The 19247-nt window shown below is 35.4% G+C and carries 17 protein-coding genes; 10 read left to right on the top strand and 7 right to left on the bottom strand.

What is annotated here, in order from left to right:
- Positions 1-16: 16 nt before the first annotated feature.
- The gene (locus tag MXE27_RS01320; RefSeq protein ID WP_248610585.1) at positions 17-1297 is read right to left on the bottom strand and encodes a dihydroorotase; all 1281 of its coding nucleotides are present in this window, start codon (positions 1295-1297) and stop codon (positions 17-19) included.
- Positions 1298-1420: 123 nt separating this feature from the next.
- Between MXE27_RS01320 and MXE27_RS01315 the strand changes: the two genes are divergently transcribed.
- Together MXE27_RS01315 and MXE27_RS01310 are read left to right on the top strand one after the other, a co-directional pair.
- On the top strand, positions 1421-2524 hold the full coding sequence (locus MXE27_RS01315; protein WP_248610584.1) for a nucleotidyltransferase family protein: 1104 nt from the start codon (positions 1421-1423) through the stop codon (positions 2522-2524).
- The gene (locus MXE27_RS01310) at positions 2515-3294 is read left to right on the top strand and encodes a peptidylprolyl isomerase (protein ID WP_248610583.1); all 780 of its coding nucleotides are present in this window, start codon (positions 2515-2517) and stop codon (positions 3292-3294) included. Before MXE27_RS01315 ends, MXE27_RS01310 begins: the two co-directional genes overlap by 10 nt.
- 54 nt (positions 3295-3348) lie before the next feature.
- Here the strand turns inward: MXE27_RS01310 and MXE27_RS01305 are convergent, their stop codons facing one another.
- The 5 genes from MXE27_RS01305 to MXE27_RS01285 form a co-directional block, all read right to left on the bottom strand.
- Positions 3349-3687, bottom strand: a complete 339-nt coding sequence (locus MXE27_RS01305; RefSeq protein WP_248610582.1) for a DUF2085 domain-containing protein — start codon at positions 3685-3687, stop codon at positions 3349-3351.
- Between the two features lie 17 nt (positions 3688-3704).
- Complete coding sequence (locus tag MXE27_RS01300; RefSeq protein ID WP_248610581.1) at positions 3705-4151, bottom strand: hypothetical protein; 447 nt, start codon at positions 4149-4151, stop codon at positions 3705-3707.
- 37 nt (positions 4152-4188) lie between these two features.
- Complete coding sequence (gene serS, locus MXE27_RS01295) at positions 4189-5742, bottom strand: serine--tRNA ligase (RefSeq protein WP_248610580.1); 1554 nt, start codon at positions 5740-5742, stop codon at positions 4189-4191.
- A gap of 85 nt (positions 5743-5827) precedes the next feature.
- Positions 5828-6085 (bottom strand): KEOPS complex subunit Pcc1, encoded by a 258-nt coding sequence (locus MXE27_RS01290; RefSeq protein ID WP_248610579.1) that lies wholly within the window; start codon positions 6083-6085, stop codon positions 5828-5830.
- 53 nt (positions 6086-6138) lie between these two features.
- On the bottom strand, positions 6139-6918 hold the full coding sequence (locus tag MXE27_RS01285; protein ID WP_248610578.1) for an ATP-binding protein: 780 nt from the start codon (positions 6916-6918) through the stop codon (positions 6139-6141).
- Positions 6919-7289: 371 nt separating this feature from the next.
- Between MXE27_RS01285 and rplJ the strand changes: the two genes are divergently transcribed.
- The 4 genes from rplJ to MXE27_RS01265 all read left to right on the top strand — a co-directional run bounded on the left by rplJ (position 7290) and on the right by MXE27_RS01265 (position 12014).
- Positions 7290-7772: a 50S ribosomal protein L16 gene (rplJ, locus tag MXE27_RS01280; protein WP_248610577.1), complete on the top strand. Its 483-nt coding sequence runs from the start codon at positions 7290-7292 to the stop codon at positions 7770-7772.
- A 124-nt stretch (positions 7773-7896) separates the two neighbouring features.
- Positions 7897-10185 (top strand): phosphoenolpyruvate synthase, encoded by a 2289-nt coding sequence (gene ppsA / locus MXE27_RS01275; protein WP_248610576.1) that lies wholly within the window; start codon positions 7897-7899, stop codon positions 10183-10185.
- A gap of 72 nt (positions 10186-10257) precedes the next feature.
- A complete protein-coding gene (gene mfnA, locus MXE27_RS01270; protein WP_248610575.1) occupies positions 10258-11427 on the top strand; it encodes a tyrosine decarboxylase MfnA in 1170 nt (389 codons plus the stop codon).
- Between the two features lie 92 nt (positions 11428-11519).
- Complete coding sequence (locus MXE27_RS01265) at positions 11520-12014, top strand: fumarate hydratase C-terminal domain-containing protein (protein WP_248610574.1); 495 nt, start codon at positions 11520-11522, stop codon at positions 12012-12014.
- A 3-nt stretch (positions 12015-12017) separates the two neighbouring features.
- Here MXE27_RS01265 and upp read toward each other — a convergent pair whose 3' ends face one another.
- Complete coding sequence (gene upp, locus MXE27_RS01260) at positions 12018-12653, bottom strand: uracil phosphoribosyltransferase (protein WP_248610573.1); 636 nt, start codon at positions 12651-12653, stop codon at positions 12018-12020.
- A 109-nt stretch (positions 12654-12762) separates the two neighbouring features.
- Between upp and MXE27_RS01255 the strand changes: the two genes are divergently transcribed.
- The 4 genes from MXE27_RS01255 to MXE27_RS01240 all read left to right on the top strand — a co-directional run bounded on the left by MXE27_RS01255 (position 12763) and on the right by MXE27_RS01240 (position 19204).
- Positions 12763-13809 carry a PQQ-dependent sugar dehydrogenase gene (locus tag MXE27_RS01255; protein ID WP_248610572.1) on the top strand — a complete coding sequence of 349 codons (1047 nt, stop codon included), beginning with the start codon at positions 12763-12765 and terminating at the stop codon, positions 13807-13809.
- Positions 13810-13941: 132 nt separating this feature from the next.
- Positions 13942-14577, top strand: coding sequence for a tetratricopeptide repeat protein (locus tag MXE27_RS01250; protein ID WP_248610571.1), 636 nt, complete (start codon positions 13942-13944; stop codon positions 14575-14577).
- Between the two features lie 215 nt (positions 14578-14792).
- The gene (locus MXE27_RS01245; RefSeq protein WP_248610570.1) at positions 14793-16442 is read left to right on the top strand and encodes a chitobiase/beta-hexosaminidase C-terminal domain-containing protein; all 1650 of its coding nucleotides are present in this window, start codon (positions 14793-14795) and stop codon (positions 16440-16442) included.
- Between the two features lie 62 nt (positions 16443-16504).
- Positions 16505-19204, top strand: a complete 2700-nt coding sequence (locus tag MXE27_RS01240) for a NosD domain-containing protein (protein ID WP_248610569.1) — start codon at positions 16505-16507, stop codon at positions 19202-19204.
- Positions 19205-19247: the final 43 nt, after the last annotated feature.

The following is a 19247-nucleotide window of genomic DNA, read 5'->3' as shown; positions in this document are numbered from 1 at the left end:
ATTAATTGTTTATTATTTAATCAAAGACGCAGTGGCCCTGATTTTTAAACACAATATTATCTTCCATAACCACATTCCCACGGACTATGGTCATTATAGGCATTCCTTTAACTTCAAATCCTTCGAATGGCGTGTATTCTGCTTTTGAATAGAAATTTTCAGGTTTTATTGTCCACTCTTTATCCATGTCCAGAACCACAAAATCAGCATCCATTCCTACACTAATTCTACCTTTATGGGCTAAATTAAATATCTGGGATGGTTTTTCGCATAATAACCATATTATGTCCTGAAAGCTCATTTGTCCATTATTTATCTGGTTTAAAAGTAGGGGGAGAGTGGTTTCTAGATTGGGTATCCCTGATGGTGCTTCCCAGAGATCCTTATTTTTTTCTTCCATAGAATGTGGTGCATGGTCAGTTCCAATAATATCAATTTTATTGAGGTAGCGCAGATCTAACCTATTGTTAATATCTCGTAGTGGGGGATTGGTTTTAACAAAGTTGCCGCAATTATCAAAGTAAGAATCACTTAAAAACAAATGATGGGGTGTTATCTCACAACTTACTGGATAATCATTAATTCGAGCCTGGTGGATTAGTTCCAAGGATTTTTTAGTACTCACGTGACATATATGAATTTTTTGATCATAATACTCTGAAAGGGCAATAGCTGCTGAGATAGAAACTACCTCTGCAATAGGTGGTCGTGCGTTAGCATAAATTTTAGGATCATTTTCATTTTTCAACTCTTCACTGCAGTGCTTTGTAATATGTTTATCTTCACAGTGTAGGGAAATAGTATATTGGTGGGGCAAATTAGCAAATCTCTTAAATACATCCACTAAAAAACTGTTTTCAAACAAATCCATAAATATCTTAAAAGAAGCAGGTTTTAAATCAGCAATCTTTTCAATTTCTTCTAAATCACTTACGCCGGCGTGCAGTCCAAAATCAACCACACTCTTTTTAGATGCAATATCCAATTTTTCCTTAAAAGCTTTAACTGTATTAGTAGGGGGAACTGTATTGGGCATGTCCAGCACGGTAGTGAACCCCCCATTAGCTGCAGCCTGTGATCCTGTTTTAAAATCTTCTTTATATGTTAATCCCGGGTCTCTAAAGTGGACGTGAGCATCAATTAATCCCGGTAGGATAATTTTATCATGGAGGTCAATGGTTTTTTCTGCAGTCATAGGGGATTTTTTTATTTCCACTATTTTTCCCTCATCCACTCCAATATAATAATTGTCATGTTTGGATGGAATTTTACAATTTGCAAGACATAGATCTATCATCATTAGCACCGATACTATACTTTCTCTTCTAGTACAATTTTTATGTAAAGATAAACAAATAATTTTTCATGGTGATGCCAGTTGTTGGTAAATAATTTACCACTACATTAAAATAATGATAGGATGACAGCAATGGAAAGTTTAGTTAGTGAGATTCTAAAACGCGACCGTAAAATCATCTTAAAAGATGCAACTATTAAACCTTCTTTTAAAGATAAAATTCTAGAAAAACCACCAATAATTGCCGATTTTACAGAATATTCTCCATTACACAATGGGCACTATCATTGCATGAGCGAGGCTAAAAAAAAGGTTCCGGATGGTATTTTTGTCGCCGTTGTGCCTGGTCCTTTGGAGAGAAGTGGCAGAGGCCTTCCTTATATCATGACTAGAGAAGCCAGAGCTGAATCAGCAGTTGCTGTAGGTGCCGATATTGTAGTGGAAGGGCCACCAATGGGGGTCATGGGTTCTGGCCAATATTCATTATGTTTGGCTAAGATGTTTCAAGCCCTTGGCGCGGACTTCATCCCAAGGGGATATAAACCAGTAAATGGGTTTAATCCTATAATGGACCGCATATCCCATGGCCATGGGGTAGCCCCTAAACCATACAAGATGGTGGATATGCAGACGAAGGAAGTTCTTTTAGAGGGGAAACTTGAAGAAGATAATTATGTCATTTCTTCACTTTCCAAATCACTTACAAAAATAGGTTTTGAATTTAAAGATAAATTCATCTTTATAAAACGAATCACTGGAGTAAGTGGAACTCTCATTAGACAGGCAGTCTTAGATGGAGATATTGCCATGGCAGAAGAAATGATTCCACCTGAAACTAGAATAATCTTAGAAGAAGAGATGGAAAATAGTAGGGCCCCTCTCCATGATGTTCGAGACGAAGATACTATATTAGAAACAGCAAATACCTATACTAAAGATGAACTCATGGCATTGTCACTTATAGATGAGAGGACTGCTGAAAATATAATTCAGGAGAGACCTTTCAGCGATTTAGTTCATCTTAAAAAATGCATCACCTGGGGTTTCAGCACCCATTACCAACAGAGGGTTTTATCTTCTCTGGAGGCAAAAGTTGATAAGGAAATAATTTATAAATATATAGAAAATTACCCTTCTCTTATTCGTGTATTAAATTATAATGATAAACACGTTTTACAAGAGTTTAAAAATAGAATACCTCACAGGAGGCTAGAGATATGGCAGTGAAAGAAGGAGATTTCATAAAATTAGAATTTACAGGACGAACCAAAGAGACCGGTGAGGTCTTTGACACTACTATTGAAGAAGTTGCTGAAGAAGCAGGAATCAAAGTAGAAAAGAAAACTTACGGTCCAATACCAGTTATTATTGGCGGAGGACACTTACTCAAAGGTTTAGACGAAGCAGTAGTGGGTATGGAAGAAGGTGAAAAGAAAACCGTAGAACTCTCACCAGAAGAAGCATTTGGGGAAAGAGATTCTAAATTAATCCAACTCATACCTATGAAAGAATTCAAAAAACAAGGCATCAAACCATACGTAGGTATGCCTTTAACAGTGGAAAACCACAACGGCCGAATCCAGAGCGTAACTGGTGGCCGAGTCAGAGTAGATTTCAACCACGAATTAGCTGGTAAAACTTTAGAATACGAAGTTGAACTGAAAGAAGTAACCATTGATGATCTAGAGAAGATCAAAAGCATGATCAAACTCCACTACCCTAACCCTAATCTTGATTTAGAAAAGACTGAAATCACCATTGAAGATGGTAAAGTAGTCATAGTCATGGATGAACTGGCACGATTTGACAACCAACCTTATATGGATGTCACTTTTGCCCGGTTCAGAATCGCCCGGGACATCTGGGAGAACATGGAAAACGTGGAAAAAGTAGAGTTTGCAGATATATTTGAGAAGAAAGAGGAAGAAGCTGCTCTTGCAGATGAAATAGCTGAAGAAGTTCTTCCAGAATCTTTAGAAGAAGAAAAAGAAGAATAATCTTCTAATTTTTTTTCTTTATTTTAATTATTTTTGATTTCTTAAATGGGATGGTTATATTAAATAACTAACCAACATTCGAGTTATAAAAACTATAAAACCCGCAACACCCATCCCTAAAAGAAAGCCTGTAACAATACGCAGCTCATTATCACTGTCTCTCCATTCCATAAACTGGGTTGTGGCATCTATGATGGATGGAGTAGATAATACTACGATATTTAGTAAGTTGGGCTGAATTAAACCTATGTGAAAAATCGGCAGGCTGAAAACACCAATTAAAACACCAGTACACCTTGCACAAAAGGGCAATGGCTTATTTTTAAAATAAATAGTTCTCTCTGGTAATTGGTGACATAAAGGAAAATAAAAAAAGGAATCTTTTTTGGGCAAAGTAACACACCTTTAATCTACTGTTGTGATAGATAGTCCAGAACCCTTTGAGGATCATTAAGTAGGATCTGTATGAGGTTCTGTATATCGCCGTATTGGGGTTCCAGGTAAATCACATATGCTGCATATAACACTATCCCAATAATTATGATGGCCACTACAAATGCTACACATAATAATAGGAATATATTGGTTCCCTTTTTAGATCGCCGCTGTGATTTTGATCTGGATCGTGAGGGTTCATATGGTTCCTCCATATATCTATCTGAAATTCGCTTAGATGCTAAAGGAGTGCCGGGCTCTTGAGTTTCAAATTCTTCCGACTTTCCACTTACCAGTTCATCGGCACATTCTTGACAGTAATTTTTCCCAGCCAGCTTTAAACGACAATCTTCACAGAGAACTTTACCGCAACTAACACATGCCGCTACTCCTTCTCTATCTGGATGGTTTTTGCAGTTCATAATAATGCACCTCAAAAAAATATGAAAAATATTTGAATTATGGCCAGGTCAATACCTGGGGCACATTCAATGATTCTATTCGTTCTTTAATTATGTCTGGCCACTTGTCCTGATTAAACCCTTTTTGAGCCAGAAAACCAATTATCCATCTGGAGACACCTATACCTGTACATCCAGTCCATATAGTATGTTTATGGGCTTCCTTAATGGAAAATCCTTCAGTAAAGTGAGTACCGTGCACATTTCCAGACACTACCGCCACACCTTTTTCCTGATTTGGAATTACCAGCCTCATTTCGTATTTAGGAATATCTGGAAACTCGATTCCGCGGTCTTCTATTTTACGACCTTCCAGGTAAAACGGATCATCCCCTACTTCAGTGTACCATTCCAATTCCATAGCATCAGCCAGTTTCTGGGATATTTCTACTGTAGCGTCCCTTATTTTTTCCACATCGTCTGGTTCGCCTAACCAGACCAGTTCCACACGTTGGAATTCATGGACTCTATCTAACCCTTTTGCGCCTCCTGCTTCCCAGCGGTAGGTCCATCCACTACGGTCAAAGAATTTTATAGGAAGTTCCTTTTCATCCACTACTTCATGGGAGAAGAATTCATAGAATGGTTCGCACTGTGCGGGGGCAAGTACATAGGAAGGGTCTTTTAGACCTTCTTTTAAACGATCGATAGGGACATCTTTTTTAATTACCAGTTCCTGTTTGAATTTTTCAAATACTTCTGGGTCTCTTTTAGGGGCGGAACAATAATACATGCCCTCAGGTAATCCTTCAAGGTATCTCATCTTGTTCATAACAGGTAGTGGAATAAGTTTTGGCCACATGCACTCCATAAAACCCAATTTATTGACCAATTCTTCAATGAATATGGATTCGATGACTCTTTGTAAATTGATGATTTGAGGACCATAGAACCACTGACCTTTGCCTGGGAACTTTTTAACCCATCCCAGTTTGGCTGCTTCCTCTGTGGGATCGCCTTCAAAGAAAATTTCCTGTTTTTGTCCCTGGGCTATGATGGTCCCGGGTTCTACCTTAGTGACCTGTCTGGTTAAAATATCAGTTGGAGTTTCAGCATCTATTTTATCCACAGCCATCTCCACTGCGGTGTTAACTTGTTTAACTACTCGATCCACCACGTGTTTTCTAAGGTCTGCTTCCTCCAGATCATGGAATTTAATGGTTATACCGTCTTCTCTGGAATCTATTTCACTTACAAATGGCATTTCACCCAGTTCCAACTTGCTGAATGTGGGGATGTCTATCTCGTAGAAATCCACAAGAATCTTCCTCACCCCCAAGTGGTATTTGCGGCCTAGTGCCTCACTTAATGGTTTTTTCATTCTTAAAAGCGCATCATGAGCTCTTGCTCGTCTTCCAGATGTGATAGTGAGTTTTAATTCGTTTCCTTCTAATTCCCAATTGGTAATTTTGGAAGCTTCATCTTTCTGGTCTTCTGGAACTCCCTTAACTAATAATTCATTGTTAGCATTTTCAATAAAACTTTTTATATCGTCAAGAGCTTCTGGAGCTTCTTTACTGAATATTATTCGTCCTTTTAATGTGAATTTCATTTAATCACCGGTTATTAATGTTTTCAAGGTAATGATTTAATTAAATTTATTATAATATGAGTCAAATTATCTTATTTTTAATAAGTTATTTACTCGACGGGGGCTTTTTGAGCTGACTTCGCGACAATTTTTCTATATTTTCCACGGTAATTTCTGAAAATAGTAAATCATCAGCAGTTGCCAAAATAGTCCGGAGTGATTCGCCTTGAATTTTGCAAATTAATTTATTGTCTTCTAGTTTGGTCTTCACAAAACCCATGTTATCTGGATTTAAAGATTCAGAAGCAATTTTGGCCTGATTTTTATCATGGTATTCCAGAGTGATTCTAGTTTTAATATGCATATTAATATCTCACTTTTGGATTGTTAATTATACAATAATCTATTCTAAAATATTTAAGATACCTGGAGTATATTATCTGCGATTTTTTCTATGGATTTTAATGCAGCGGAATCCCCATAACTTTTAAGAGGTTTACCTTCCATATCAGCTTTAACAACAGTTGAATCACGGGGTATGCTTCCTAAAATTCCGACACCAAGTTCTTTTAGTTTATTTTCCACAAAATCCTCTTCTTCGCGGTTGGATACTTTATTAATCACGGCCAGAATATTTTCTATTCCAATGTCTTTAGCTAAGTTTTTGATTCTCTGGGCGGTTTCCAATGATTTTAAACCAGGTTCAACTACTACAATCATCATATCTACAGATTCTGCCGTTTTACGCCCTAAGTGTTCAATTCCTGCTTCCATATCTAAAATCACTATTTCATCCTTTTTAACAATCATGTGCCTTAAAATAGCTTTTAAAAGGACTGAAGCTGGACAAACACATCCTTCTCCTCCTTTATCCACGGTACCCATTACCAAGAGTTTTAAATTTTTATCTGGCCCGTAATCAATTGATAGTGTTTCAGGCAGGTCACTTATTTTGGGATTTATTTTAAAAACTTCACCAAAAGATGATCCTGGCTCTGCCCCAGTACGATCCTTTATTAAATCCCTCATTTTTGAAATAGGAGTTATCTGATCATGAATTCCCAGGCTGGATGCCAGGTTCATATCTGGATCTGCATCTATGGCGAATACTTTATAAGTCTCGGAGAATATACAAGATAAAGTACTTGAAAGGGTTGTTTTACCGACCCCTCCTTTCCCGGTTACAGCAATTTTCATCTTAAAACACCTACCAATGATTTAAATTATAAATTAAATGTTAAATTATCATTTGAAGTAATATTCACTTTTGATTGATTACAGTATTGATTTAGAATGTTTAATAGTGTTGTTATCAGGTTTCGTTTGGAGTTCAAATTAATTTCATGTACTATAAAACTTATTTCATAATTGTCTTATTATAAGATATGGTATATATTGACCAGAATCTTTATAATTATATTGACCATAAATATGGTCTAAAGGTAACGTTTATTAATGGTTACCAAGATATTGAAATTTACTTTATCTATAGTTAGTTTTACTATAGTCATCATTCTCAATATTTTCAATATTGCTTTGATAGAAATTTTTTAAGGAGGATTATTATTATGGTTCGAGCGTACACAAGAAGAGAGTACATTAGAAAAATCCCCGGTTCAAGGATTGTTCAATATGATATGGGTAACTTATCAGCAGAATTCCCTATATCTGTAAGTTTAGCAGTAAAAAATCACGCCCAGATTAAGCACAATGCATTGGAAGCTGCAAGGATTGCTTCTAACAGATTCATGCAGAGAAAAGCTGGTAGGATGGGTTATCATTTAAAAATAAGGGTTTACCCACACCACATAGTCCGAGAAAATCCAATGGCAACTGGAGCGGGTGCTGACCGGGTACAAGATGGTATGAGGAAGGCTTTTGGTAAAGCAGTAAGTTCTGTTGCATTAGTAAAACCAGGCCAAAAAATACTAACTGTTGAAACCAATAAGAAAAACTTCCAGGACTCTAAAGAAGCCCTAAGAAGAGCTGCTATGAAATTCCCTGTCCCTTGTAGGATTGTTGTTGACAAGGGAGAAGAATTAATAAAATAAATTGGTTTCACCAATTTAACCTTATCTTTTATTATTATAATTCCAATAGATCTAGAATTAACTATACTAATTATTAACTCATTAATTAAGATTTAAATATTTAGGAAGAGGTTTAGGGGATAATATGAAATACGTGGCGTTTTTTGAGGAACTAAACAAAGAAGATGTGGACATTGCTGGTGGAAAGGGAGCAAATCTTGGAGAATTAACTCAAGCGGAGATACCTGTTCCTCCGGGATTTGTAGTTACATCGGAAACTTACGATAGATTTATGAAAGATACAGGGATTTATGGTGACGTAATGGCGTTACTGGAATCTCTGGATGTTAATGACAATAAAAAACTCCAAAAAGCGTCTAAAGATATAAAAGAAGTTATCATCTCTACAGAAATACCTGAAGATATTAAAACTTTTATAATTGAAGCTTACAACGCTCTTTGTCAAAGGATCAACAAAGAAGATGCTTTTGTAGCAATACGTTCCTCTGCTACAGCAGAAGACTTACCTGAAGCATCATTCGCTGGCCAACAGGATACTTTTCTTAATATAAAAGGTGCCGAAGATGTTTTAGAATATGTTCAGAAATGTTGGGCATCTCTTTTCGAAGCAAGGGCTATTTTTTATAGGGAAGAAAACGATTTTGACCATTCTAAAGTTTACATAGCCGTTGTTGTCCAGGAAATGGTGGATGCTGAAAAAGCAGGTGTAATGTTTACAGTTCACCCCTCAACTGGAGAGGAAAAAATTCTCATAGAAGGATCATGGGGATTAGGAGAAGCAGTTGTATCTGGTTCAGTAACTCCTGATACTTACTGGGTAGATAAAGCCACAGGTGAAATACTGGATATGACTATCAGTGAAAAGAATGTAATGTTCGTCAAAGATCCAGAACAAGGAAAAACCATTAAAACTGAAGTTCCTGAAGATCTTAAAAATAAAAGAGTTCTCAGTGGTGATGAATTAAAATCCCTTATAAAATTAGGCAAAAGGATTCAAAATCACTATGACTTCCCTCAAGACACTGAATGGGCTATTGTAAACAACGAAGTATTCATGCTACAATCCCGACCAGTCACCACATTAGGCAATAATAATGGTGGGTCTGAAGTGGCCGAAGAAGGTGAAAGAAAGGTTATAACTAAAGGGTTAGGTGCCAGTCCGGGAATGGCTTCTGGTGCTGTTAAAATCGTTAATGAAATCGATGAATTGGATAAAATCAAGGAAGGAGACGTTTTAGTAACTATAATGACTACTCCTGATATGGTTCCTGCTATGAAAAGGGCCAGTGGTATCATCACCGATGAGGGCGGAGTAACCTGCCACGCAGCAATCGTATCCCGTGAGCTGGGAATACCTTGTGTTGTGGGAACCTCTGATGCATCGCGGATTCTGGATGAAAACCAGATAGTTACCTTGGATGGTAACAAGGGAATGGTTTATGAAGGAAAACTCGCAATTGAAGATAAAAAAGCAGAAGCAGTTGAAAACGTAGCATCCCAAGCACCAATACTCACAGTAACCGAAGTAAAAGTTAATGTCAGCATGTCTGAAGCTGCACAAAAGGCAGCTGCCACGGGAGCAGATGGTGTGGGATTACTGCGGACGGAACACATGATGTTAACTTCTGGTGTGCACCCTAAAAAATTCATAACTGACAATAGGGAAGATGAATTGGTTAAAATATTGGTGGAAAATATTTTAAAAGTAGTGGATGCTTTCTATCCTCGACCAGTATGGTATCGTACATTAGATGCCCCTACTGATGAATTCAAGACATTAGATGGTGGTCATGATGAACCTTACGAACACAACCCTATGCTGGGCTGGAGAGGTATCAGAAGAGAACTTGACGAGCCAGAAATCTTAAAAGCAGAGTATAAAGCAATTAAAAAACTCCATGATCAGGGTTATACCAATGTGGGTATTATGATCCCCCTAGTACAGCACCCTGATGAGCTGAAAAAAGCCAAACAAATAGCTGAAGAAGTGGGACTCAGACCACAAAAAGATATTGAGTTTGGTATAATGGTAGAAACTCCGGCAGCGGCTTTAATAATCGAAGACTTCATTGATGTAGGTATAGACTTTGTAAGTTTCGGAACCAATGATTTAACTCAGTACACATTGGCTATTGATCGAAACAATGAACATGTAGCGGGGATGTATACTGAAGGCCACCCTGCAGTCTTAAAACTTATTGAAAGAGTTATCTTAAAATGTAATGAAGCAGGAGTTAAAACCAGTATCTGTGGCCAGGCAGGAAGCATACCTAAAATTGTAGAAAAACTGGTGGAACTTGGAATCAGTAGTGTATCTGCTAACACCGATGCAGTGGCCGAGGTAAGAAAAACTGTAGCGCGCGGGGAACAGAAATTACTGTTAAGGGCCGCTAGAAAACTGGTTAATGAATAAACAATCGTTTATTCAATTTATTTCTTTTTAAAATTAATTTGTTTTTAATCATAGTTTTTTTAGGGTCGTCAAATGGAAAGAAAAGGATTAGAAAAACGCCAAATATTTGAAAAACTTGATGAATTTCAGAAAAATGACCTTGAATATAGTTCTGGAAGGATATTAGGTTCTATGTGTACTTGCGCGCATCCTGTAGCAAAAGAAGCATACTGTAAATTTTTAGAATCTAATCTTGGAGATCCTGGACTATTTGAAGGTACTAAAACTCTGGAAGATGCAGTAATAACCATGCTGGGAGAACTTTTAGGCAAAAAAGACATCCATGGGCATGTGATTACTGGTGGAACCGAAGCGAACTTAATGGCCATGCGGGCAGCTAAAAACTATGCTCGCCAAGAAAAATCCATAATTCACGGGGAAATAATCGCCCCAAAATCAGCCCATTTTTCATTTAAAAAAGCAGAAGATATTTTAGGATTAAAACTAAAAGAAGCGGAACTGGATGAAAACTATTGCATAGATTTAAATTCAGTTAAATCTTTAATTACAGATAAGACCGTGGCCATTGTGGGTGTAGCTGGAACCACAGAGCTAGGTAAAATAGATCCTATTAAAGAATTATCTGAAATCTGTCTGGAAGAAAATATCTATTTGCATGTTGATGCAGCATTTGGAGGATTCTTGATCCCATTTTTACAGGATATAGGTTTTAAAATCAACGATTTTGGTTTTAATTTACCTGGAGTTTCTTCAATTACGATAGATCCCCATAAAATGGGATTGGCCCCCATACCTACGGGATGCATCTTATTTAGGGATGAAAAGTTCCTGGATGTTATGAGCATTGAAACACCGTACCTCACTGAAAAACAGCAGTCCACTATTGTAGGGACCCGGACTGGTGCATCAGCTGCTGCCACCTGGGCTATAATGAAATACATGGGGTGGGAAGGATACACTAAACTTGCCAAAAATGCAATGGAAATCACCAACCTCCTGGCTCGGGGATTAGTTCAAAATGGCTTTGATTTAGTTAGTGAACCTGAGTTGAATATAGTTGCATTTAACTTGTCGGGGTTGACAGCAAAAGAACTGGCTAAATATCTTGATGATAAAGGATGGGCAGTATCTGTTTCGTCATGTCCTCCAGCCATAAGGATTGTGCTAATGCCTCACATCCGCCGGGAACATATCGAGGAACTTTTAGAAGACCTGAAAGAAATTAAAGAAACCTTAATTTAAATAAAGACTAAATCTTTTTTTTTTAAAGATATTAATTAGCACACTATTGAAAGAAATTACGTATTTTTATTTAACTATTTGGAAGTATGATTATGAAAAAGGTTAACACTCCTGTTGATGAAAAAACTATTCAAGAACTCCAAGTAGGAGACCAGATACTTTTGAACGGCCCTATGCTAACTGGAAGAGACGCTGCACTACCTCAGCTGGTGAATTCCCTAAAAAAAGGCAAGAAATTACTTAATTTAAAGGGTTCTGCTATCATGCACACTGCAGTAAGTGGTGCAGGTATTGCCCCAACCACCAGTAACAAGGAAGAAATAGAGGGAAGTATGGGATATCTTGCAAAAGCAGGAGTTCTAATCCACATTGGAAAAGGAAACTTAAGTGAAGATACAGTTAAATCTTTAAATGAAGCAGGAGCCATATTTGTTGTGACGCCGCCGGTTGCTGCACTTTTAACTAGCAAAGTGAAATCTAAAAAAATAGCGGCCTTTGAAAAAGAAGGAATGGAGGCCATGTTTGAACTGGAAGTTGAAGACATCCCTGGAATTGTGGCCATTGCCCATGGAGAGTCTATTTATTAATTTTCATTTAAATGGTTTTCCAAAAGCAATATCGCCTGCATCTCCCAGTCCCGGGACAATATACCCCTCATTATTTAATTCTTTTTCCACAGAGCAAGTATAAATTTCCAGCTCATTATGTGTTTCCATTATTTTTTCTATTCCCACTTTTGAACTAATCACTGTAAAAAGAACCATCCTTTTAGGATTACCAAAATTTTGAAGTTTTTTAAGAATCAATTCCATGGTATTTCCGGTGGCCAGCATGGGATCTGCCACAATCACAATTTTATCTGTTAAATCCGGTATCTTAAGGTAATCCATGCACACATCAAAAGGAGGATTATCTTTTCTCCAGGCACCCACAACACCATATTGGGCTTCTGGAAAAACCTTTAATATCCCATTGGTTAATGGTAGCGATGCTCTTAATATGGTTATAATTACAATCTCTTTTCTAGATTTGATTTTTATACCATCAGCCATACCCAGTGGAGTTTCAACTTCAGTATCCTCTTTTTCAAGAGTATTAACAAATTCATAGGCCAGGAGTCTACCAATCTCAATAATCCCCCTTCTAAATTTAGCAGAAGCGATTCCTTTTTTCCTGATTTTTGTTAATTCTTCCTGGACAAGTAAATGGTCAATAATTTTTAGCATGAATTTATTATAATTTTATTACAGTTTATTTTTTTTCTATCATTAAAACCAGGAGTTATATCAAATAGGGGACACATATAATAACACAGGGATTATGGGGGAAATATTTGTGAATAAAAAATTGGTCTTATTTTTAATTATAATAATTGCTGTTGCTGCAGCAGTTTTGTATTTAATTTGGCCGCAGCCAGTTAATGAAGAGGGATTCCAATCCCAAGTAGTTGTAACAGGACTTAATTCTCCATGGGCTATTGATTTTTTACCCAACGGAACCATGATTTTCACAGAACGCGGCGGCGAGGTTAGTGTGTGGGAGGGGAACTCCGTTCACTCAGTTGGGAATATATCTGTAAAAGCAGAGGGTGAATCCGGTCTTTTGGGGATAGCTGTTGATCCGGAATTTGATAAAAATAATTACATTTATCTTTATTATACTGCACAAAATTCCAACAGAATATCCCGCTTTGTTTTAAATCAAAAACTGGAAAATGAGACTATTTTACTGGATGATATTCCCAGTTCCGTGGTTCATGACGGTGGACGTTTAAAATTCGGCCCAGATGGTAAATTATATGCCACTACGGGGGATGCCAGTCAAAAACCTTTATCTCAAGATATAAATTCCCTTGCTGGGAAAATACTGCGCTTAAATAAAGATGGATCTGTACCTGCGGATAATCCATTTAATAATTATGTATGGTCATATGGACACCGTAACCCTCAGGGCATAACATGGAATAGTGAAAACGGTATAATGTATGCAGCAGAACACGGTCAAACCCGTAATGATGAAGTGAACATAATTATAAAAGGAGGAAACTATGGCTGGCCATTAGAACAAGGTGACAACGCCACAGGAAAATATGTAAATCCTCTAATTTACTATGATGATTTCACATTAGCCCCATCGGGGATTGCCTATTTAAATGGGGATTTATACGTGACCGGTCTACGAGGCAATCAATTAAGACGACTAGCATTATCCTCTGATGGACGGAGTGTCACCGATCAAAATGCACTATTTACTAATCTTGGCAGGATAAGGGATGTGGTGTCCCATGATGGTTATCTATTTATTTGCACCTCTAACCTGGATGGAAGAGGGGTTCCTAAAGTAGATGATGATAAAATCATCAGGATTAAGATCAATATCTGATTTTTTGATCATAGCATTATCCTATTTTTAAATTTTACTCATAAACATTTTTGAGTATTATGTGCTTTTCCTAAAGTATTAAATAGGGCTTGATCACTATATCTTCATAATCCTTAATTTGTGGTGTTCATCATGGGCTTATTTACTATTTATAAGAAAAAATCATTGCTTAAAAAGTGTAATAGATTTTTGGGAGATTTTGAATATATTAAAGCTTTAAATTGCTGTGATGAAATCTTAAAATTTGATTCTGAAGACATTAATGTATTAAATAATAAAAATATCATCTTAAATCTCATGGGAAGACATGAAGAAGCAGCAAAATGTTACATGAATGTAATAAACTTATCTCCCAAATCCAGCAAGCAGTGGGAATTTAAAGGAGATGCTTTTAAACACTTAAAAAAATATGACGATGCTCTTAATTGTTATGAAGAATCACTAAAACTCGACCCTGAAAAATATGAATCATGGAATAATAAAGGCATGGTTCTTAAAAAGAAAGGCCAGTATAAAGAATCTCTTTATTGTTTTAACAAAGCAATAAAACTGTTCCCACAACTCTCTGTGCACTGGACCAATAAAGGCAAGGTTCTTTTAGAACTCAAAGATCATAATAATGCTTTAAAATGTTTTGATCGTGCTATAGAACTTGACCAAAGCGATGAAAGCGCATGGCATTATAAAGATTGGGCTATTGTTCAACTTGAAAAAGACAATGAAAATCTTAAAAAAGTTAGGGAAGAATTATTGTCCCAATTAGATTAATTATTTTTTTTAATAGTTTTTTTATAACTTTTATTTATTGGACTGGTTTTGATTAGTGCATAATATCTGGAAATTTCACAGAAAGTTAGGCTGACTTTAATTTTTTATTTTATGTATCACTTTTTTGTTTTTTGGTTATATGTTTAGTATTAAGAATTTTTTTTTAGAAAGTATTAAATATTATTTTGTTTTATTATGTTATGAGGTTGATTATTATGGGGTGGAGTAAGGGGTTGTTCTGGTTTTCAGTGTTTTTGTTAGTATTTTTTATGATGAGTACTGTTTCTGCGGCGTCTAATAGTTCTTTTACTTGGGATGAGGTTGAGAATAGTTCTTATGAGGTTCAGAGTTTTACTGAGGGTCATGGTGATATTCCCAGCACGGTTTCAGTTTCAGGTAAGACGGTCACTGATAATGCGTATTTAGAGGTTTTATGTAAGTCTGTGGTAAAAGCAAATTCTAATAATAAAACTTCAGTGAGTGTTGTTGGACGGGGTAATGCTGCCAGCCCATCTGGCTCTGCACATGGGACTTTGACCAAGTCGGAGTATGTTCAAAAGGCTATTGATATTAACTCTTTTTATGCGAATAATAATCGTGCTCCAAGTTATGGTGTGACTTCTATAGGGAATGTAAGGTATGAAACTTTGGTTTACATGTATTCAAAGATAATGAATTATTACAGGGTACATGATGCATTGCCTAATTCAGTAACATTTAATTATGTTGCGGGTGTGTCATCTAGTGGGGCAGTATTTGATAAAACCGCACCAACTATCTCTAATAATTTAGCGGCTGGTACGTATAATACGGTTAAGACTTTGACTTTAACAGCTAGTGATAATGCTGATCCCAATCCCACAATTTATTATAAATTGAACCAGGGTACTTGGAATTCAGCAACTAAAACGGTTAGTTTAAACCTTAATGAAGGACAAACTGCTCTTTATTATTATTGTAAAGATTATAAAGGCAATGCCGGGTCAACCTATAGTCGCAGTTATATTATTGATACGCATAATCCCACAGTAACAGTTAATCCTGTGGGTGGGTTGTATAATGTTTCTAAGTCTGTAACTTTAAGTATTAGTGATAATCTGGATCCAAATCCTGCAATTTATTATACTCTTGATGGAAGTAATCCTACTACTTCTAGTTCACATTACACGAGTCCGATTAATATTGATAGTAGCACTATTTTGAAGTTTATTGGTGTTGATTGGGCGAATAATCAAGCAAGTATTCAAACTCAAAGCTATACTATTGATAATATTGCCCCAACAGTAACTGCCAGTCCCTCTGAGGGCATTTACAATAACGATTTGAATGTGACTTTAACAGCCAACGATAATTTGGATCCGAACCCATTATTGTTTTATAGCTTAAATAATGGAATTACTTGGAATCAGAGCATAAAAAACATTACATTAACTATTAATCAAAATTTAACGAATTTACTTTACTATGCTGTTGATTCTGCGGGCAATAAGGGATTAACAAAAACTTCAACATATATCATTGGCACTACATTACATAATGTTACGAATATCAATTCTGGAATAATTTATTCAACTATTCAGGAAGCAGTTGATGGTGCTTCTGCAGGGGATATTATTGATGTGTTTTCTGGGGTTTATTGTGAAAATATAATAATTAATAAGAATTTGACTATTAGGTCAAATGGTGCTGTGGTATATGCGTCAAATAGTTCAAGACCAGTTTTTAGCATATTAGTTGGTGGTGGTGGATCTACTATTAGTGGTTTTAATATTACGGGCGCTATAAATTCTTCTGGTATCTTTTTAGATTCAGGTTATCCTTTGAACTGTTCTATTATCAATAATTCTATATTTGGTAATGAGTAGGTATAAATGACGAAAATGCTTGTATTATTCTTAAGTTTAACAGGATAACTGGAAATACAAAAATGGGGTTAAGATTATATCCTGATGATCTTTGGTTTGATACCGAAAATAATTGGTGGGGTACAAATAATGCAATTATAGATTGGGAATATTATGATCCATCTAAATATTATGATATATTCTATTTCGGTAGTCTTGATCCTTTTTATTATAATGAGGTTTTTTATAAGGCTCGATTGGTTTTAGATACTAATATTGAAGATATGGAGAATAATAATTACATAATAACTGCAGATTTAACCCACAATACTAGGGGTGAAGATACTTCTCCATGGGGTCATATACCGGACGGTATTCCAGTATACTTTTTCACGGATTTGGGAACCATTACTAATATCAGTTATACAAATAATGGTAAAGCTACTGCTGTTTTAAATTCTCTAGTTAATAGGTATGGAATGGCAAATATTACTATTTCATTGGATAGTCAGTATATGCATACTTGTATTGATGTTAAGCCTGTGGTTTTTATAAACTATCCTAGTGGTTCATATAATGTTTCTTCTTTGAATGTAACTTTACAAACAGTGAATAATCTAGATTGCTTAGTTTATAGTTTTGATAATGGAACAACCTGGTATAATTCCACAGGAAATGTAACCTGGAGCCTCTATGAGGATAACTGGGATATATTATATTATAGTATTGATTCAGAAGGATATAACTCACCTATTCAGAATGTGTCCTATGTGATTGATGGTACCGGTCCATATGTTTGGGCGGATAATGGCACTGGTTTATATGATCAGTCAGTACTGGTGAATTTAACAGTTACTGACAATGTGGATACAAATCCCGTGATTTATTACACATTAGATGGTTCCACTCCAACTAATTTAAGTACAATTTACACAGGATCCTTAAACATCATTAACTCCACTACTTTAAAGTTCGTTGGCATAGATAACTTTGGCAATATAGGTTTGATTAGCACAGAATATTATATCTTTTCACCAATTGGTAATTTGAATACTGGAAAAGGTTATTCAAACATTCAGGCAGCTATAGATGATCCCTTAACTTTGAATAGTCATGTTATTATGGTGGATACTGGTAATTACTCTGAAAATATAGTGGTTAATAAAAATTTAACTATTGAATCGGTTTATGGATCAAATGTTATTGTTCAAGCATTGACTTCAGCTCTTCCTGTTTTCAAAATTTTGTTAAATGGTAGTGGATCGACAATTCAAGGTTTTAATATAAAAGGGAGTAGTGTGGGCGGAATTCAATTAGATTATGCAAATTATTGTAATATTATTGGAAATAATATAACAAACAATGAGAATGGAATATATCTTGAAAATTCGTATAATAATAAAATATTATCAAATAGAATAGTTAATAACCGTTTTGGGGTTAATTTTTTCCTTTCTGATAGTAATGTGATTATGGGAAATATAATATCTGTTAATTCAGATAGTGGGGTTTATTTCACTTATGCAAGGTATAATACTGTTTCTTTGAATAATATAACTAATAATAAGTATGGTGTACATAGTTATGTGGCATATAATAACACTATTTTTGAAAATAATATTGCATATAATGGATATGATGGGATTTATCTTGAAGAACATTCTTCCGCATTAATCCATTTTAATAGAATATGTGGTAATGGTTGGTATGGTTTAAATATTAATAATGCAACTGTTAATGCAACTAATAATTGGTGGGGATCTAACTATTTAACTAATAAAGATATACACATAATAAATGGGGGATCAGTAGATTATAATACTTGGATCATTCTCACACTAAGCCCTACATCATATAAAATATCAGACGGGAAAGTATCTGAAGCAGTAATAACTATTACTTTAAATTATAATAGTGATGGGCGTGATGTATCCTATGACGGTTGCCTCCCTGATTACACGCCTATTTTTTTCAGTGCAGACAACGGATCAATTATATCTTCAAGTTTCACAAAAAATGGTAAAGCATCAACAACTTTAAGTTTGGACCAGAATTTTCAGTCCGAATGGGTGAATGTTACATTGAGTTTAGATGATCAAGAAATATCAACTCGAATTGATCGTGCTGCAAAAGCTATTATAACTGTTTTAAGTTCAGCTATAGATCTCTCTACTAATCAAACACTTTACTTAAATTATGAACTTCCTTTAAATGAATCTGTAAGTTGGGTTAGTGTAATATGGAAACAACCTTCCAATTTAAATGGAACTCACATGTTTACTATTAATGGAACTACTTCTGAGAATATAATTGGGCGTTTTCAAAACGAGATAAATATTATTATTAATGGTAACGTTGTTTTAAATAGAACTGTGTGTAATTCAAATTATTTGCAGTACAAAACCATTTATTCTCAGAAAGTTTTCGATGCTTTACATTTTATTAATTACCTATTTTCGAATTCATCAGGTTCTCAACCTTCTTTAATACTATTTATAAAAAATAATATAGATCAAACTATTTCGGAGAATATACCGTATACTGAGCTTACAGAGAACATATGGGAAGATAAAATATTATCTGCTTATAAACGTCTGGATAATCTAACTGATAATGATATTGCATTCATTAAAAATAATCGCCATTCATTCCAAGATATTTTGATTGTGGATCTAAATTATATGGGTTCTACTGAAGATGTACAAATAAGATATGATAATAAAACATTATATTTTAATGAGTGGGGGAATGACGTTCTCAGAGTTTCTAAGATGATATGTTGATGGTGCTTATGTTCATTTAAATTCGTCTACTAATGAATCATTT

This window comes from Methanobacterium alcaliphilum (assembly GCF_023227715.1).
GTDB lineage: Archaea > Methanobacteriota > Methanobacteria > Methanobacteriales > Methanobacteriaceae > Methanobacterium_E > Methanobacterium_E alcaliphilum.
The sequence above is the reverse complement of the archived record's forward strand: the minus strand, read 5'-3'. Positions and strand labels throughout refer to the sequence as shown.

Bases quoted from the DNA above. Each gene is read 5' to 3' on its own strand.
- rplJ (WP_248610577.1), top strand. From the start codon at position 7,290: ATGGTTCGAGCGTACACAAGAAGAGAGTACATTAGAAAAATCCCCGGT.
- MXE27_RS01285 (WP_248610578.1), bottom strand. From the start codon at position 6,918: ATGAAAATTGCTGTAACCGGGAAAGGAGGGGTCGGTAAAACAACCCTT.
- MXE27_RS01320 (WP_248610585.1), bottom strand. From the start codon at position 1,297: ATGATAGATCTATGTCTTGCAAATTGTAAAATTCCATCCAAACATGAC.
- mfnA (WP_248610575.1), top strand. From the start codon at position 10,258: ATGGAAAGAAAAGGATTAGAAAAACGCCAAATATTTGAAAAACTTGAT.
- serS (WP_248610580.1), bottom strand. From the start codon at position 5,742: ATGAAATTCACATTAAAAGGACGAATAATATTCAGTAAAGAAGCTCCA.
- MXE27_RS01250 (WP_248610571.1), top strand. From the start codon at position 13,942: ATGGGCTTATTTACTATTTATAAGAAAAAATCATTGCTTAAAAAGTGT.
- upp (WP_248610573.1), bottom strand. From the start codon at position 12,653: ATGCTAAAAATTATTGACCATTTACTTGTCCAGGAAGAATTAACAAAA.
- ppsA (WP_248610576.1), top strand. From the start codon at position 7,897: ATGAAATACGTGGCGTTTTTTGAGGAACTAAACAAAGAAGATGTGGAC.
- MXE27_RS01310 (WP_248610583.1), top strand. From the start codon at position 2,515: ATGGCAGTGAAAGAAGGAGATTTCATAAAATTAGAATTTACAGGACGA.
- MXE27_RS01245 (WP_248610570.1), top strand. From the start codon at position 14,793: ATGGGGTGGAGTAAGGGGTTGTTCTGGTTTTCAGTGTTTTTGTTAGTA.
- MXE27_RS01300 (WP_248610581.1), bottom strand. From the start codon at position 4,151: ATGAACTGCAAAAACCATCCAGATAGAGAAGGAGTAGCGGCATGTGTT.
- MXE27_RS01315 (WP_248610584.1), top strand. From the start codon at position 1,421: ATGACAGCAATGGAAAGTTTAGTTAGTGAGATTCTAAAACGCGACCGT.
- MXE27_RS01290 (WP_248610579.1), bottom strand. From the start codon at position 6,085: ATGCATATTAAAACTAGAATCACTCTGGAATACCATGATAAAAATCAG.
- MXE27_RS01240 (WP_248610569.1), top strand. From the start codon at position 16,505: ATGGGGTTAAGATTATATCCTGATGATCTTTGGTTTGATACCGAAAAT.
- MXE27_RS01265 (WP_248610574.1), top strand. From the start codon at position 11,520: ATGAAAAAGGTTAACACTCCTGTTGATGAAAAAACTATTCAAGAACTC.